The organism is Vitreoscilla filiformis (assembly GCF_002222655.1).
GTDB lineage: Bacteria > Pseudomonadota > Gammaproteobacteria > Burkholderiales > Burkholderiaceae_C > Ideonella > Ideonella filiformis.
On record NZ_CP022423.1, the window covers coordinates 1,554,791 to 1,568,243 of the forward strand.

12 protein-coding genes and 1 CRISPR repeat array (1 of these 13 only partly in view) are annotated in these 13,453 nt (G+C 64.5%); of the genes, 3 read left to right on the forward strand and 9 right to left on the reverse strand.

Annotated elements, in window-relative coordinates:
• Positions 1-59: a CRISPR direct-repeat array (repeat unit 37 nt; unit sequence GTCTGACTGGCTTCCCTGGCTTTGAAGGGATTAAGAC) (it extends 1,286 nt beyond the left edge of the window).
• Positions 60-158: 99 nt separating this feature from the next.
• Positions 159-2,072 carry a DNA helicase RecQ gene (gene recQ / locus VITFI_RS07365; RefSeq protein WP_089416431.1) on the reverse strand — a complete coding sequence of 638 codons (1,914 nt, stop codon included), beginning with the start codon at positions 2,070-2,072 and terminating at the stop codon, positions 159-161.
• Positions 2,073-2,195: 123 nt separating this feature from the next.
• Between recQ and VITFI_RS07370 the strand changes: the two genes are divergently transcribed.
• Positions 2,196-2,993, forward strand: a complete 798-nt coding sequence (locus VITFI_RS07370) for a DUF4397 domain-containing protein (protein ID WP_157725596.1) — start codon at positions 2,196-2,198, stop codon at positions 2,991-2,993.
• A gap of 119 nt (positions 2,994-3,112) precedes the next feature.
• Positions 3,113-4,996 (forward strand): molecular chaperone HtpG, encoded by a 1,884-nt coding sequence (gene htpG / locus VITFI_RS07375; RefSeq protein ID WP_089416433.1) that lies wholly within the window; start codon positions 3,113-3,115, stop codon positions 4,994-4,996.
• A 66-nt stretch (positions 4,997-5,062) separates the two neighbouring features.
• Here the strand turns inward: htpG and VITFI_RS07380 are convergent, their stop codons facing one another.
• From VITFI_RS07380 to VITFI_RS07390, 3 genes are all read right to left on the reverse strand, one after another.
• Positions 5,063-5,461, reverse strand: a complete 399-nt coding sequence (locus VITFI_RS07380; protein ID WP_089416434.1) for a hypothetical protein — start codon at positions 5,459-5,461, stop codon at positions 5,063-5,065.
• A gap of 30 nt (positions 5,462-5,491) precedes the next feature.
• Positions 5,492-6,181 (reverse strand): hypothetical protein, encoded by a 690-nt coding sequence (locus tag VITFI_RS07385; RefSeq protein ID WP_157725597.1) that lies wholly within the window; start codon positions 6,179-6,181, stop codon positions 5,492-5,494.
• A gap of 140 nt (positions 6,182-6,321) precedes the next feature.
• Entirely contained in the window at positions 6,322-7,032 is a 711-nt protein-coding gene (locus VITFI_RS07390; RefSeq protein ID WP_089416436.1) for a hypothetical protein, read from the reverse strand.
• A gap of 180 nt (positions 7,033-7,212) precedes the next feature.
• Here VITFI_RS07390 and gshB point away from each other — a divergent pair, with 180 nt between their 5' ends.
• Positions 7,213-8,175, forward strand: a complete 963-nt coding sequence (gene gshB, locus VITFI_RS07395) for a glutathione synthase (protein WP_089416437.1) — start codon at positions 7,213-7,215, stop codon at positions 8,173-8,175.
• Here gshB and VITFI_RS07400 read toward each other — a convergent pair.
• The 5 genes from VITFI_RS07400 to VITFI_RS07420 are packed head-to-tail and all read right to left on the reverse strand — an operon-like array spanning position 8,109 to position 13,341.
• Complete coding sequence (locus VITFI_RS07400) at positions 8,109-8,633, reverse strand: hydrogenase maturation protease (protein ID WP_198301668.1); 525 nt, start codon at positions 8,631-8,633, stop codon at positions 8,109-8,111. The two genes, gshB and VITFI_RS07400, sit on opposite strands and share 67 nt — an antisense overlap.
• Positions 8,630-10,168: a Ni/Fe hydrogenase subunit alpha gene (locus VITFI_RS07405; RefSeq protein ID WP_089416438.1), complete on the reverse strand. Its 1,539-nt coding sequence runs from the start codon at positions 10,166-10,168 to the stop codon at positions 8,630-8,632. Before VITFI_RS07405 ends, VITFI_RS07400 begins: the two co-directional genes overlap by 4 nt.
• Positions 10,161-10,757: an NADH-quinone oxidoreductase subunit B family protein gene (locus VITFI_RS07410; protein WP_198301669.1), complete on the reverse strand. Its 597-nt coding sequence runs from the start codon at positions 10,755-10,757 to the stop codon at positions 10,161-10,163. The genes VITFI_RS07405 and VITFI_RS07410 overlap by 8 nt, the downstream gene beginning before the upstream one ends.
• Positions 10,754-11,512 carry a 2Fe-2S iron-sulfur cluster-binding protein gene (locus tag VITFI_RS07415; protein WP_089416439.1) on the reverse strand — a complete coding sequence of 253 codons (759 nt, stop codon included), beginning with the start codon at positions 11,510-11,512 and terminating at the stop codon, positions 10,754-10,756. The genes VITFI_RS07410 and VITFI_RS07415 overlap by 4 nt, the downstream gene beginning before the upstream one ends.
• Complete coding sequence (locus VITFI_RS07420) at positions 11,509-13,341, reverse strand: NAD(P)H-dependent oxidoreductase subunit E (RefSeq protein WP_198301670.1); 1,833 nt, start codon at positions 13,339-13,341, stop codon at positions 11,509-11,511. Before VITFI_RS07420 ends, VITFI_RS07415 begins: the two co-directional genes overlap by 4 nt.
• Between the last annotated feature and the right edge of the window lie 112 nt (positions 13,342-13,453).

A 13,453-nucleotide genomic window follows, 5' to 3' on the forward strand; every position in this document is an offset into this window, starting at 1 on the left:
CGCAGCACCGGGGCAATCACATGTCTGACTGGCTTCCCTGGCTTTGAAGGGATTAAGACCCTGCTCGATCGAGAGCCGATACCGGTATCCGTCTGACTGGTTTCCCTGGCTTTTTAATCCCCCCATCTCCTTTGGGAAAAGGGGCAGGGGGATTCTCCTCAGTCCACCGACTGAGCCAGCACCCGCAAAATCTCCTCCCCATACGCCGCCAACTTCTTCGACCCCACTCCGCTGATGTGGGCCAGTTCGGCCAAACTCTTCGGGTGACTCTGGGCCATTTGCGCCAAAGTGGCATCGTGGAACACCACGTAGGCCGGTAGGTTGTGCTCCCGCGCCACCTCACCCCGCCAAGCCCGCAACGCTGCATACCGCGCTTGGCCCGCCGCATCCAATGTGGCCGCCGAAGCCGGCAAGCGCGGGGCGCCGGACACGTCGCCCAAACGCGCCGTCCTGGCGGCCCGCGTGCGCTGGCGCGATCCCGCCTCACGCGCTTGGCGCAACACCACCGGCACCTCACCCCGCAGCACCGCCCGGGCACTGTCGCTCAGGCTCAGGACGTTGAAATCGCCCTCCGCCTGCACATGTCCCAGCGCCAGCAACTGGCGCAACACACTGCGCCATTGCGCTTCGCTCAAATCATGCCCGATGCCAAAAGTGGACAGCCGTTCATGGCGGCGCTGTTGCACCTTGTCCGTCAGCTTGCCCCGCAGCACATCAATGATGTGCCCCGCCCCAAACCCAAACCCCGAATGCTGCTGGCAGCGGTAAATGCAGCTCAACAGCTTGCGCGCCGCGTCCGTCGCATCCCAGCGGGCGGGCGGGTGCAGGCAGTTGTCGCAGTTGCCGCACGGGGCGCTGTCTTCACCAAAATAAGCCAGCAGGCGCTGGCGCCGGCAATCCAAACTTTCCGCCAACGCCAGAAGCGCATCCAGCTTGGCACGTTGCAGGCGCTTGAAGGTGTCATCCGCTGGACTCTCGTCGATCATGCGCCGCTGGTTCACCACGTCGGACAGACCGTAGGTTAGCCACGCCTCCGCCGGTTCCCCATCGCGGCCCGCACGGCCCGTCTCTTGGTAGTAGCCCTCGATGTTCTTGGGCAAATCCAAGTGAGCCACAAACCGCACATCCGGCTTGTCGATGCCCATGCCAAAGGCAATCGTGGCCACCATGATCAGCCCGTCTTCCCGCAAAAACCGGTCTTGGTTCCGGCGCCGCAGCTCGGTACTCAAACCCGCGTGGTACGGCAGCGCCGCGATGCCTTCGCCTTGCAGCCATTCCGCCGTGTCTTCCACCTTCTTGCGGCTTTGGCAGTACACGATGCCCGCTTCGCCCTCGTGCTCATCGCGCAAAAACCGCAGCAATTGGGCCCGGGCGTTGTCCCGCTCGACCAGGGTGTAACGGATGTTGGGCCGGTCAAAACTGCTGATGAAACAACGCGCCGACGCCAAACTCAGCCGCTCGATGATGTCCGCCCGAGTGTGGTCGTCCGCCGTGGCGGTGAGCGCGATGCGCGGCACCCCGGCAAACCGCTCGGCCAGCACGCTCAGTTGCAGGTAGTCCTCGCGGAAATCGTGGCCCCATTGGCTGACGCAGTGTGCTTCGTCGATGGCAAACAGGCTCAAGCGTCCACGTTCATGCAAGCGGTCGAGCAGCTCTAAGAAACGCGGCTGGGTCAGGCGCTCGGGCGCGGCGTACAACAACACCAGACGCCCACTCATCAACTCGCGCTCGACGTGTTGCACGCCGCTCAAATCCAGCGAGCTGTTGAGGTAGGCCGCTGGCACGCCGGCTTCGTCCAACGCGCCCACTTGGTCGTGCATGAGCGCAATCAGCGGGCTGACCACCACCGTCACCCCTTGCCCTGCCCGGTGCCTCACGATGGCAGGAATTTGGTAACACAAGCTTTTGCCGCCGCCCGTGGGCATGAGCACCAACGCATCCCCCCCGCCGCAGACGTGGCCGACGATGGCCTGTTGCGCGCCCCGAAACGCGCTGTAGCCAAACACCTCCTGCAACACCTGTTGAGCGCTGTCAGGGGCGGGGGACGAGGAAGAAAAAGAGCCGGTGTTCATCGGGCGGGCATGGTAGCGGGCCGGGGTGGGGCCGCTTCACGTTTCTTGACGCATCGTTACGCATGGCCTTGACGCTTCGGTGGCAACATGTGCGCGCATTCAGACCACTTTGCAATTCACACCATGCCCACGAACCGTTCTTCATCGTCGCCCCGTTCCACCGCCCCGGCGGGTTTGAATCGCCGCCGTTGGCTGCAAGGCGCGCTCGGTCTGACGGCGGGCAGTGGCTTGCTGGCCCTGGGCGGTTGCGGCAGTTCGTCCGAAGAAGACACGGTCGGCTACGTGCGCGTCGTCAATGCCACCGAAGATTTCAGCACCGCCACCGTGCTGGTGGATGGGGACACTGTGGTGTCCTCGCTGGCCTATGGCGGCGCGGTGAGCGACTACGTGAGCGTCAGCAGCGGCAGCCACACCGTGACGGTCAAATCCACCTCTGGCACCACCGGCCCTTCGTCGGCCTACAGCTTCAACGAAGACACCTCCAACACCTTGGTGGCGTATGGGTCGCTGGCGTCGGGCATGTCGTTCGTCAAGCTGGAGGAGTCCACCAGCACGCCGGGCAGCAGCAGTTTCAAAGTGCGCGTGCTGCACGCCAACTGGCAACTCGACGGCTTGGATGTTTACCTGAGCAACGAGAGCAGCCTGTCCGATCTCTCCCCCGACCTGAGCGTGGACGCCAGCGGCGACTTGAGCAGTTTCGTGACCCTGGACAAAGGCAGCTACCGTCTGCGCATCACCGTCAAAGACGATCACAGCACCGTGCTGTTCGATTCGGGCAGCGACAGCGCCGGCAGCATCACCTTCTCGGGCGATCAGGCCGTCACCCTGGCGGTGGTGCCGCGCAGCAGCGGCTCCCTGCCCGACGTGACCGCCCTGCCCGAAGGCAACAGCGCCGTGGTGATCGACAACAGCTTGGTGTGATCCGCGTGCGGGTGTGAAAGTGCCCTCTTGAAACCCGCTGCGCCAGCCACATATGGCCTGGCGATGCCCCCGGTGGGCACAGCCGTTTCTTTCGAGTTGAACTTTCCCCCCATCGCACCATGAGCAAGCAGACGCATTCCTTCCAGGCCGAAGTCAAGCAGATCCTGCACCTGGTCACCCACTCGCTGTATTCGAACAAGGAAATTTTCCTGCGCGAGCTGGTGTCCAACGCCTCCGACGCCTGCGACAAACTGCGCTTCGAAGCGCTCAACAACGCCGCCCTGTTCGAAGACGCGCCCAACCTCGAAGTGCGCGTGTTCTTCGACAAGGACGCCAAAACGCTCACCATCCGCGACAACGGCATCGGCATGAGCGCCGAAGAAGCCGCCGCCAACCTCGGCACCATCGCCAAGAGCGGCACACGCGAGTTCATGGCCAAACTCGAAGGCGATCAGAAGAAGGACGCCAACCTCATCGGCCAATTCGGCGTAGGTTTCTACTCAGGCTTCATCGTCGCGGATCGCATCACGGTGGAAACCCGCCGCGCCGGCTTGCCCGCCGACCAAGGCGTGCGCTGGAGCAGCGAAGGCACGGGCGAATACGAGCTGGAAACCATCACCAAGCCCACACGCGGCACGGACATCGTTCTGCACCTGCGTGACGAAGAAGCCAGTGACTTCCTGAGCACTTGGAAGCTCAAATCCATCATCAGCAAGTACAGCGATCACCTGAACCTGCCGGTGCTGATGGAAAAAGAAACCTGGGACGCGGAAAAGAGCGAACAGGTCAAAACCGATGAATGGGAAACGGTGAACAAGGCGGCTGCGATCTGGACGCGCAGCAAGAGCGACATCACCGACAGCGAATACCAAGACTTCTACAAGCAGATCAGCTACGACCAGGCCGCCCCGCTGGCCTACACCCACAACCGCGTGGAAGGTCGCAGCGAGTACACGCAACTGCTGTTCATCCCCGCCAAAGCGCCGTTCGACCTGTGGAACCGCGACAAGCGCGGTGGCGTCAAGCTCTACGTCAAGCGCGTCTTCATCATGGACGACGCCGAAGCGCTGATGCCCACGTACATGCGCTTTGTGAAGGGCGTGATCGATTCGGCCGATCTGCCGCTGAACGTCAGCCGTGAGCTGCTGCAAGAAAGCCGCGACGTGAAGGCCATCCGCGAAGGCTCGACCAAGCGCGTGCTGTCCATGCTGGAGGGCTTGGCCAACAGCGAAGAAGCCGCCGACAAGGAAAAGTACGCCAGCTTCTGGAAGGAGTTTGGCGCGGTGATGAAGGAAGGCGTGGGCGAAGACCACACCAACCAAGAGCGCCTGGCCAAGCTGCTGCGTTTTGCTTCGACCCATGCGGATGAAGGCGTGAGCTTCGCCGATTACGTCAGCCGCATGAAGGAAGGCCAAGACGCGATCTACTACATCACCGCCGACAGCCTGCAAGGCGCTAAGACCAGCCCGCAACTTGAAATCTTCAAGAAGAAGGGCATCGAAGTGCTGCTGCTGACCGACCGCGTGGACGAGTGGATGCTCTCTCACCTGTACGAGTTCGAAGGCCACAGCCTGCAAAGCGTGGCCAAGGGCGCCGTCGATCTGGGCAAGCTGCAAGACGAAGAGGAAAAGAAGAAGGCCGAGGAAGCCGCCGAAGCCTTCAAGCCCGTGCTGGAGCGACTGAAGGACAGCCTGAAGGAGCGCGCCAAGGACGTGCGCGTCACCACCCGCTTGGTGGATTCGCCCGCTTGTTTGGTGGTCGAAGACGGCGACATGAGTGCCCACCTGGCGCGCATGCTCAAGCAGGCCGGTCAAGCGGCGCCCAACGCCAAGCCGATTCTGGAAATCAACGCCGAACACGCGCTGGTGAAGAAACTCGAAGGCGATGCACGCTTTGACGATCTGGCTCAGATCCTGTTCGACCAAGCCGTGCTGGCCGATGGCGGGCAGTTGGAAGACCCGGCGGCGTATGTGCGCCGCATCAATGCGCTGCTGACGGCCTGAACGTCCACGCCGGCATGAAAAAAGGGAACCTGCGGGTTCCCTTTTTGTTGGCGACGTGGCGGTGGGTCAGGAACGCTTGCAGCGCTCGCCCTTGAGGCGGAACACGTAAGAAGCGTCCGAGGCTTCCGCGCCATAACCTTCGAGTTTGCCTTCTTTGGAGGTGACTTCACCCAGGATGGTGACGGTGTCCATGCCCGAGGCGCTCAAGGAGGCGTGGAACATGTGGTTGCCCTTGCAGGTGTAGGTGCCCACCGGAATGCTGTAAGCCGTGATCACACCGTCCTTGAAAGCCAGGTTCCAGGTGTACTTCACCTTGTCGCTGGCGACGCTGTTGATGCACAAGGCTTTACTGGTGATGCGCTCACACTTGTCCTCCTTCGAGGAGCCCCCATCGTGGGCTTGTGCCAGAGGGGTGAGCGCAGCCAGGCTCAGAGCCAGGGCGATCCAGGTACGGCGGTGGTTCATGTGGGTCTCCTTCTTCAAGACCCGGTCAGCCTAACCGATTGCCGGGAGTGTGTCTGTAAGTTGAAGTTTGTGACGTAACCGGCTGATCCACGCCGGGGCGCCGCTCGCTGGCCGGGTCGGTGCGCAGGTGGGCGCCGTGGGGGACGGCGCGGGTTGGGTTTCCACCCACCCGTGCTGGCGCATGGCGTGAATGAACCGGCTGCACGCTTCGGTCGGCACGTGGCTGAGCTGCGCCAGCTCGGTGGCACTCAGGTAGCGGGCGGACAAGAAACTGGCCAACCGAGCCCCCTGCACATGCGTCACCAGCATCTGAGAGCTGGGCCAGCGCGTGAGCCGGTAGCGCGTCGCTGTACCGGAAGGGGGCGCCGGCAGCGACGGCGCAGGGGCCGCACAGGCCGTGGGTGGCTGAGGCTTGAGTTGTTGCAAGAGTTCGTAGAACGCTTCCAGTTGCAGTGGCCGTGGCAAAGTGCCATGGCCGCCCGGCGGCACGGGTTGCCCCGGAGCCGTCACCCACACCACCCGCTGCCCACGCAAAGGGTGGGTGCCGGGCGAGGCCAGCACCACGTCGGCATCGACCGGGGAGCTGTCCTCCAAAACAATCCAGGTTTGTCGCAGCCGCTGTTGTGCCAGCTTCAGGAACAACCGCACGGCGTTCTCATCCAGAGCGCGCAAACCTTGCAAACGCAACGTGGGGGGCCGATAAGGCAGTTGGGTACTCATGATGCTTGCCATCCTTCATGGTCAAAAGGTGTGACATTTGTCAGAGACTTTGCGTTTGATCGTAGGTTCTGACCCAAAAGACCGCACCGTGCAGGGTTAAAGCAAGCACTACGCCAAGTCCGTGAAGAACGTGTGTCGATTCAGCGCGTCGAGCGTTGCAGGCCCAGACGCTCACGCAAGCGCCCGATCAAACCCGGCACGGCGGGGGGCGGCGCAGCGGGGGTCAATGGCGCGGGGGCCGTGGCCGTCGGAGTCGGTGCGGGCGGTGGCGATGGTGCTTCACGCCAGTCCAGCAAGCCGGCGGCCTGCATTTGCGCCAGGAACCGCGTGCAGATGGCCGCATCGACATTGCTGAGCCGGATCAGATCCGCCAACCCGAGGTAGCGGGTGGAGAGAAAACTGGCCAAGCGAGCGTAGTAGCGGTGCTGCGCCAAGTGCTGGGCTGCTGGCCAGCGCTTGAGCCGGTAGTGCCTCAGGGTGGGCACTGGCGCGGGCGGTGGCGGCGGCGGTGCGGGTTCCACCGGCGCACTGGGGCGCAGTTGCCGTTCCAGCGCTTGCAGCAGTTCAAGAAAAGCGTCGTATTGCAGCGGCTGGCGCAGGGACAGCCCTCCCTTGGCTGGCGCGGCCTGCTGGCGAGGCAGCACCCACACCACCTGCGTGGGCGGGGCGGGCAAGGTTTCGCCGGGAGGCTGGAGCGACACATCCACCGGATCCGTATTCGAGCACTGCCATGTGTGGCGCAAGTGGGAGGCCGCGAGGCGCAAGAAAATCTGCACCACGGCCTCATCGACACTGCGCAGACCTTGGAGCCGAAGGCGAAGCGGCGAAGACGGTGAGGGAGCCAGTGACATGGATGTGAAAGCCTTGGTTCCTGCGAAAAACGATGAAGGCCCGCACGATAGCGCCCAAGTGCGGTGGGACCACGTGTGATTTCATGGGAATTGCCGGGCTCGCCGGATGTGCTACAGCCCTGCTCCGAGAATGGCAGGATGGGCGCCACTGAAGGTGTCATCACTGTGGAGAATCGTTTCATGCGTGTGCTGTTTGTCGCCGATCCCCTGTCCAGCTTCCAAACTTACAAAGATTCCACCTTCGCCATGATGCGCGAGGCCGCCCGGCGCGGGCACACCCTCTTTGCCTGCGAGCCCGTGAGCCTGCATTGGCAACGTGGTGGGCGGGTCAGCGCCCGGGTGCAAGCCCTCACCTTGACGGGCCGCAGCGGCAAGGGCGTGCGGGATTGGTTCACGGTCGAAAGCGAAACTGTGTGCGCCCTGGCCGAGTTTGATGCTGTGTTGATGCGCAAAGATCCGCCGTTCGACAGCGAATACTTCTACGCCACCCACTTGCTGGAGCGCGCCGAGGCCGAGGGGGCGCGGGTGTTCAACTCACCGCGTGCGCTGCGCGATCACCCGGAAAAGCTCGCCATCCTCGAATTCCCTGAGTTCATCGCGCCCACGCTGGTGACGCGCAGCGCCGACGATGTGCGCGCCTTCCACGCCGAACAGCGCGACATCATTTTGAAGCCGCTGGACGGCATGGGCGGCATGGGCATTTTCCGGGTGAAAGACGATGGCCTGAACCTGGGCGCCATCATCGAAAGCCTGAACCGCGACGGGGCACAAACGATCATGGTGCAGCGCTACCTGCCCGAGATCGTCACCGGGGACAAACGCATTTTGGTGATCGGCGGCGAACCCGTGCCGTTTTGTTTGGCCCGCATTCCGCAAGGCAGCGAGGTGCGCGGCAACCTGGCGGCGGGTGGCAAGGGTGTGGCCCAGCCCATCACCGAGCGCGACCGCGAGATCGCTGCTGCCATCGGCCCCAAGCTGGCGGCACGCGGGTTGATGCTCATCGGGTTGGACGTGATTGGCACGCACCTCACCGAAATCAACGTCACCAGCCCGACGTGTTTCCAAGAAATCACCGATCAAACCGGCTTCGATGTGGCAGCGCGGTTCATTGATGTGCTGGAAGCCGAGGCCAGCCAAGCCTGAGCCCACGCCACCGCCGCTGCCAAATGCGCTGCGGCGGCCCCACGGAGGTCGGCGCCCAGCTCAAACGCTTCACCCCGAATGCCCAACAGCGTGGCCGGTGGCACGGCCACCCCCACCAGCGGGCACGCGGCCAGCACCGCTTCGGGCGACAAGGCATGGCTGGTGAAACTGTGATCGCGCAGCGGCTGCACCGCCCGCACTTCGAACGGCGGCGCGGCGCGCACGCTGGCATCGATGAACAGCACCTGTGAGCGGTGCGCCAGGTCGAGCGCGTGTTCCACCTGCAACTGGTGGTCTTCCAGAAACTCGATCTGGGCGCCCAGCCCGGCATCGTTCGCCCAGGTTTGCAGGGCGTCCAGCGCCAGAGGGCCGAGGGCGTCGTCGCCCCGGCTGCGGTTGCCCCAGGCCAGCACCAGCAACGGGGCGCGTTCGGTTGCGCTGACGGCGGAGTGCATCATCCGGCCAAACTCGGGCGTTGCAGCGTGCCGCCGGGGGCGCGCAACACTTGGTCGCGCAGCGAGCCGTCCGCGTTCACCAGGCTGACTTCCAGCGGCATCTGCCCCAGGGCGTGCGTGGCGCAGGACAGGCACGGGTCATACGCCCGGATCGCCACTTCGATGTGGTTGAGCAAGCCCTCGGTGATGTCGCGGCCATCGAAATCGTCCCGCGCCACGGCGCGCACGGCTTCGTTCATCGCTTGGTTGTTGTGCGTGGTGGAAACGATGAGGTTGCAGTGCGTCACCAAATCGTCCTCACCCACGCGGTAATGGTGGATGAGCGTGCCACGCGGCGCCTCGATGATGCCCACGCCTTCGCCTGGGCGTTCACCAGGCGGCAGCAGCGGGGCCATCATCTCGCCTTCGCGCAAATCGGGGTCTTCCAACAGGGTTTGGATGATTTCGGCGCAGTGCAACACCTCGATCATGCGCGCCCAGTGGTAGGCCAGCGAGCCGCCCACCTGCCGCCCTGCGCCCCAGGCGAGGAAGCGTTGGCGCTCGGCCTCGGCCAGCGGGGTGGGGATGATATCGCACGTCTGCACCCGCGCCAGCGGCCCGACGCGGTACCAACCCGCCTCACGCCCCAGCGTGCGCAGGTACGGGAACTTCATGTAACTCCACGAGCGGGCTTCTTCTTCGATCAGGTCGAGGTAACGCTGATCGTCCACATCGTTCACCAGGCGTTGGCCGGTGGGGTCGATGCAGCGCAGGCGGCCATCGTACAAATCCATCGCGCCATCGTCGGGGCGTACCAGCGACAGGAAGTTGGAATCGAAGGCCGCAAAGCGGTTGTACAGCGCCGGCTCGGCGGCGTGCAATTGGGCGGTGAGGTGGACCGCGTCCAAGGACCATTGCACCATTTGCGCCGCGTCGCCGCGCAATAAACGGTGATCCGCTGGGCTCAAATGCCGGTTGATGCCGCCCGGCACCGAGCCCGTGCCGTGGATGCGCTTGCCCGACGTGGCGCGCACCACTTCCTGGCCAAACTTGCGCAGCAGCACGCCTTTTTTGGCGATGTCCGGGTGGGCCTCGATCACGCCGACGATGTGGCGCTGGCGCACGTCCGAATCAAACCCGAACAGCAAATCGGGCGAACTCAGGTGGAAAAAATGCAGCGCGTGCGATTGCAAAATCTGGCCGTACTGCATCAGCCGGCGCATTTTTTCGGCGCTCGGGGTGAGCTGGGTGACGCCCAACACCCGATCCAGTGCCTTGGACGCCGCCAAGTGGTGCGACACCGGGCAGATGCCGCACAGCCGTTGCACCATCACCGGCACTTCCCAATACGGGCGGCCCACGATGAAGGCTTCAAACCCCCGGAACTCGACGATGTGCAGCCGCGCTTGTTGCACGCGGTTGTCCTCGTCCAGCAGCAGGGTGACTTTGCCGTGGCCTTCCACGCGGGACACCGGATCGATGGCCACGCGGCGCAAGCGTTCCGGATGGGCGGCGGTTTCCAGCGGGAAGGGGGACGATGAGGTGGCAGAGTCAGTCATAGCGGATCGGGCCCGAGGCCAAGCGCGGCGTGCGCCCAGCGATCAAATCGGTGAGGAAGACCCAGAAGCTGTCGGCAGAAGGCGGGCAGCCGGGCAAGAAGTAGTCGATCTGCACCACTTCGTGCAGCGGGCGCACTTGGCGCAGGAGCAGCGGCAATTCCGGGTCGTTGGGGATGGCGCAGCCGGTTTTCAGGCCCTCGCGCTGCTGGTACACCTCGCCCAAGATGTGCGGCAAGCTCATGGCGTTGCGCTGCGCCGGCAGGCCGCCGGTGATGGCACACGCGCCCACGGCCACCAGGGTGTGGCATTGGCGGCGGAAGTCGCGCAGCACCTCGACGTTTTCAGCGTTGCAGAGGCCGCCTTCGATCAACCCCAGGTCGCAGCGGCCCACCTCCTTCAAATCGGTGAGCGGCGAGCGGTCAAACTCCACATGCTCGATGAGTTGCAGGATGCGCTCGTCGATGTCCAGAAACGACATGTGGCAGCCAAAACACCCCGCCAGCGAACAGGTGGCCACTTTGAGTTTGCGCCGAGGCAGCGCCGGGTAAGGCGGCGGGGCGGGCGCGTGGTGCGGGTGGGCGGTGCTCACGTCGGATCCTCCTCGTGGCCTTGGGCGGTGGCTTCTTGGGTGTGGGCGTCGGCGACGCTGTGGCGGTCGTAGCGGCGTTCCCCGATGGGGGTTTCAAAACCCCGGCGCTTGGGCAACAAAGCGCCCACCGGGCAGATTTGCGCTGCCGAGTCGTCCACACTCAGGGCCGAGTCGCCCAGTTTGCCGCTGGGGCTGTTCACCACCAAATGGGCCTCGATGCCGTGGCCGGCGATGGCGAACACGTCTTTGCCGTCTTGCGCTTGGCTGGCGCGCACGCACAGGCCGCACAGGATGCAGCGGTTGTGATCCAGCAGCACATCCGGGTGGCTCGCGTCCACCGGGCGGGCGGGGTAGAACTCCTCGAAGTGCGGACCTTCCATCTCATGATGCGAGGCCGTGGCCTGCAACAAGCAGTTGCCGCTGCGCTCGCAGGATGGGCAAAAGTGGTTGCCTTCCACAAACAACATCTGCAACAGCGCTTTGCGCTGGGCTTGCATCGCCGGGGTTTGGTTTTCCACTTGCAGGCCGGCGGAGGCCAGCGCGGTACACGCGGCGGCTGGGCGGCCATTCACCTTGATGCTGCACAGCCGGCACGAGCCGTGCGGATGCATCCCCGGATGCCAGCACAGGTGCGGGATGTAACGCCCCACGCGGTGCGCCGCTTGGAGGACGGTGTCGCCGGGGGTGAAGGGCACCTCCTCGCCATCGAGCGAGAACGTGGTGGCCGGTTGGCTGGAGTTGGTGTAGCGCGTCATGGGTGCCAGGCCGGGTCGTCGGTTTGGGGCAGGTGGGCGTGGGTGTCGGTGCGACCGGTGAGGATGCGGGCATCGGCCAACTCGGCATCCAGATCGAAGCCGGGCACGAAGTGCAGCGAGGTCAAGCGCCGCTCATACGCCGGGCGGAATTTGGCGATGGTGTCGCGCAGCGGGTTGCATGCCGCCGCGCCCAAACCGCAGTGGGTGGTGGCGTGCATGAGCACGTCGAGCTGTTGAAGCTGCTCCACGTCCATGCGCGAGCCTCGGCCCGCCGCGAGTTTGTCCAGTTGGCGCACCACCAGCTCGGTGCCGACGCGGCAGGGCGTACAAAACCCACAGCTTTCATGGGCGAAGAAGTGGGCGAAGTTGCGCGCCACCTCGAACATGTCCCGCGAGCGGTTGAACACCATCAGCGCGCCGGCGGTGGGCACGTCTTCAAACGCGATGCGCCGGCCAAACTCCATCGCCGACAAGGTCGTGCCCGAAGGGCCACCGACTTGCACCGCTTGGGTGTCCGACGCGCCGCAGTCTTCGAGCATCTGCGCCACGGGCGTGCCGAAGGGGTATTCGTAGAGGCCGGGCCGGGTGCAATCGCCCGAAATCGAGTGAATTTTGCTGCCGCTGGATTTGCGCGTGCCCATCGCCGCCCACCACGCGCCGCCCTTGGCCAGAATGTGTGCGGCGGCGCAAAAGGTTTCGACGTTGTTCACCGTGGTCGGGTGGCCGAGATAGCCATGTTCGACCGGGAAGGGCGGTCGGATGCGCGGCGTCCCACGCTGGCCTTCGAGCGATTCGATCAGCGCCGATTCTTCGCCGCACACGTAGGCGCCGGCACCGAGGTGGATCTCGATGTCGAAATCAAACCCCGCTTGGCCGAGGATGTTGGCGCCGAGCAAACGTTGCTCACGCCGCCGTGCCAGCACCGCTTCGAGCGATTCGAGCAGGTAGCGGTACTCGCCGCGCAGGTACAAAAACCCTTGGCGTGCGCCGATGGCCCAGGCAGCCACCGTCATGCCTTCGAACACCAAATCGGCGTGGCGGGTGAGCAGCACGCGATCTTTGAAAGTGCCTGGTTCCCCCTCGTCGGCATTGCACACGACGATGTGTTGTTCCCCCGGCGCATCGCGGCACAGCGCCCACTTCAGGCCGGTGGAAAACCCCGCGCCGCCGCGCCCGCGCAGGCCCGAAGCTTCGACTTCTTCCAAGGTCAAACGCGGCCCCCGCGCCACCGCCGACGCCAACGCCGAACCCGGCGCGAGCGACTCGCCCAGCAGCGGGCCGGGGCGGCGGATGTTGTCGGCCACCTGCTGCCACTCGGCGGGCCATTCGGTGGCGGGCACGCGGGCTTCGATCAAACGGGCGATTTCATCCACCCGCGCCTCGTCGAGCCGGGTGACGACTTGGTGGTGATTCACCAGCAGCGCCGGCCCCTGATCACCCAACCCCGTGCATGACGTGGTGGTGACGCTGACGCGGCCATCGTGGCGCGTTTGACCGGGGCGAACGTGCAGGCGCAGGCACAGCCGTTCCAGCAGGGCTTGGTTGCCCAACATGCGGTCGGTGATGTTGTCGGAGAACAGCAAGCGGTACTCGCCCACCGGCTGGGTGTGGAAGAAGCGGTAGAAGCTCGCCACACCTTCGACATCGGCTTGGCTGCGCTGCAACGCATGGGCGAGCTGGGCCAGCACGTCACGCGGGAGCCAGCCGAGTTCGGCTTGCAGTTCGCGCAGCATTTGCACCAGGCGATGCGGCACGGCGCCGTGGCGTGCCAAGGTGCGCTCAACCGCCTGGCGAACGCTGGCGGGAGCCGATGGGGGGGCCATGGTCATGGGCAGTCTCAACCTCGGGCTTGGAGGTCACCATGCTGCCCACTTTGGCGCCCATTGACCACGGTAAAACGCCGGTTTTACGGGTTGATTTGACTTAGGTCTGACGTCGCCC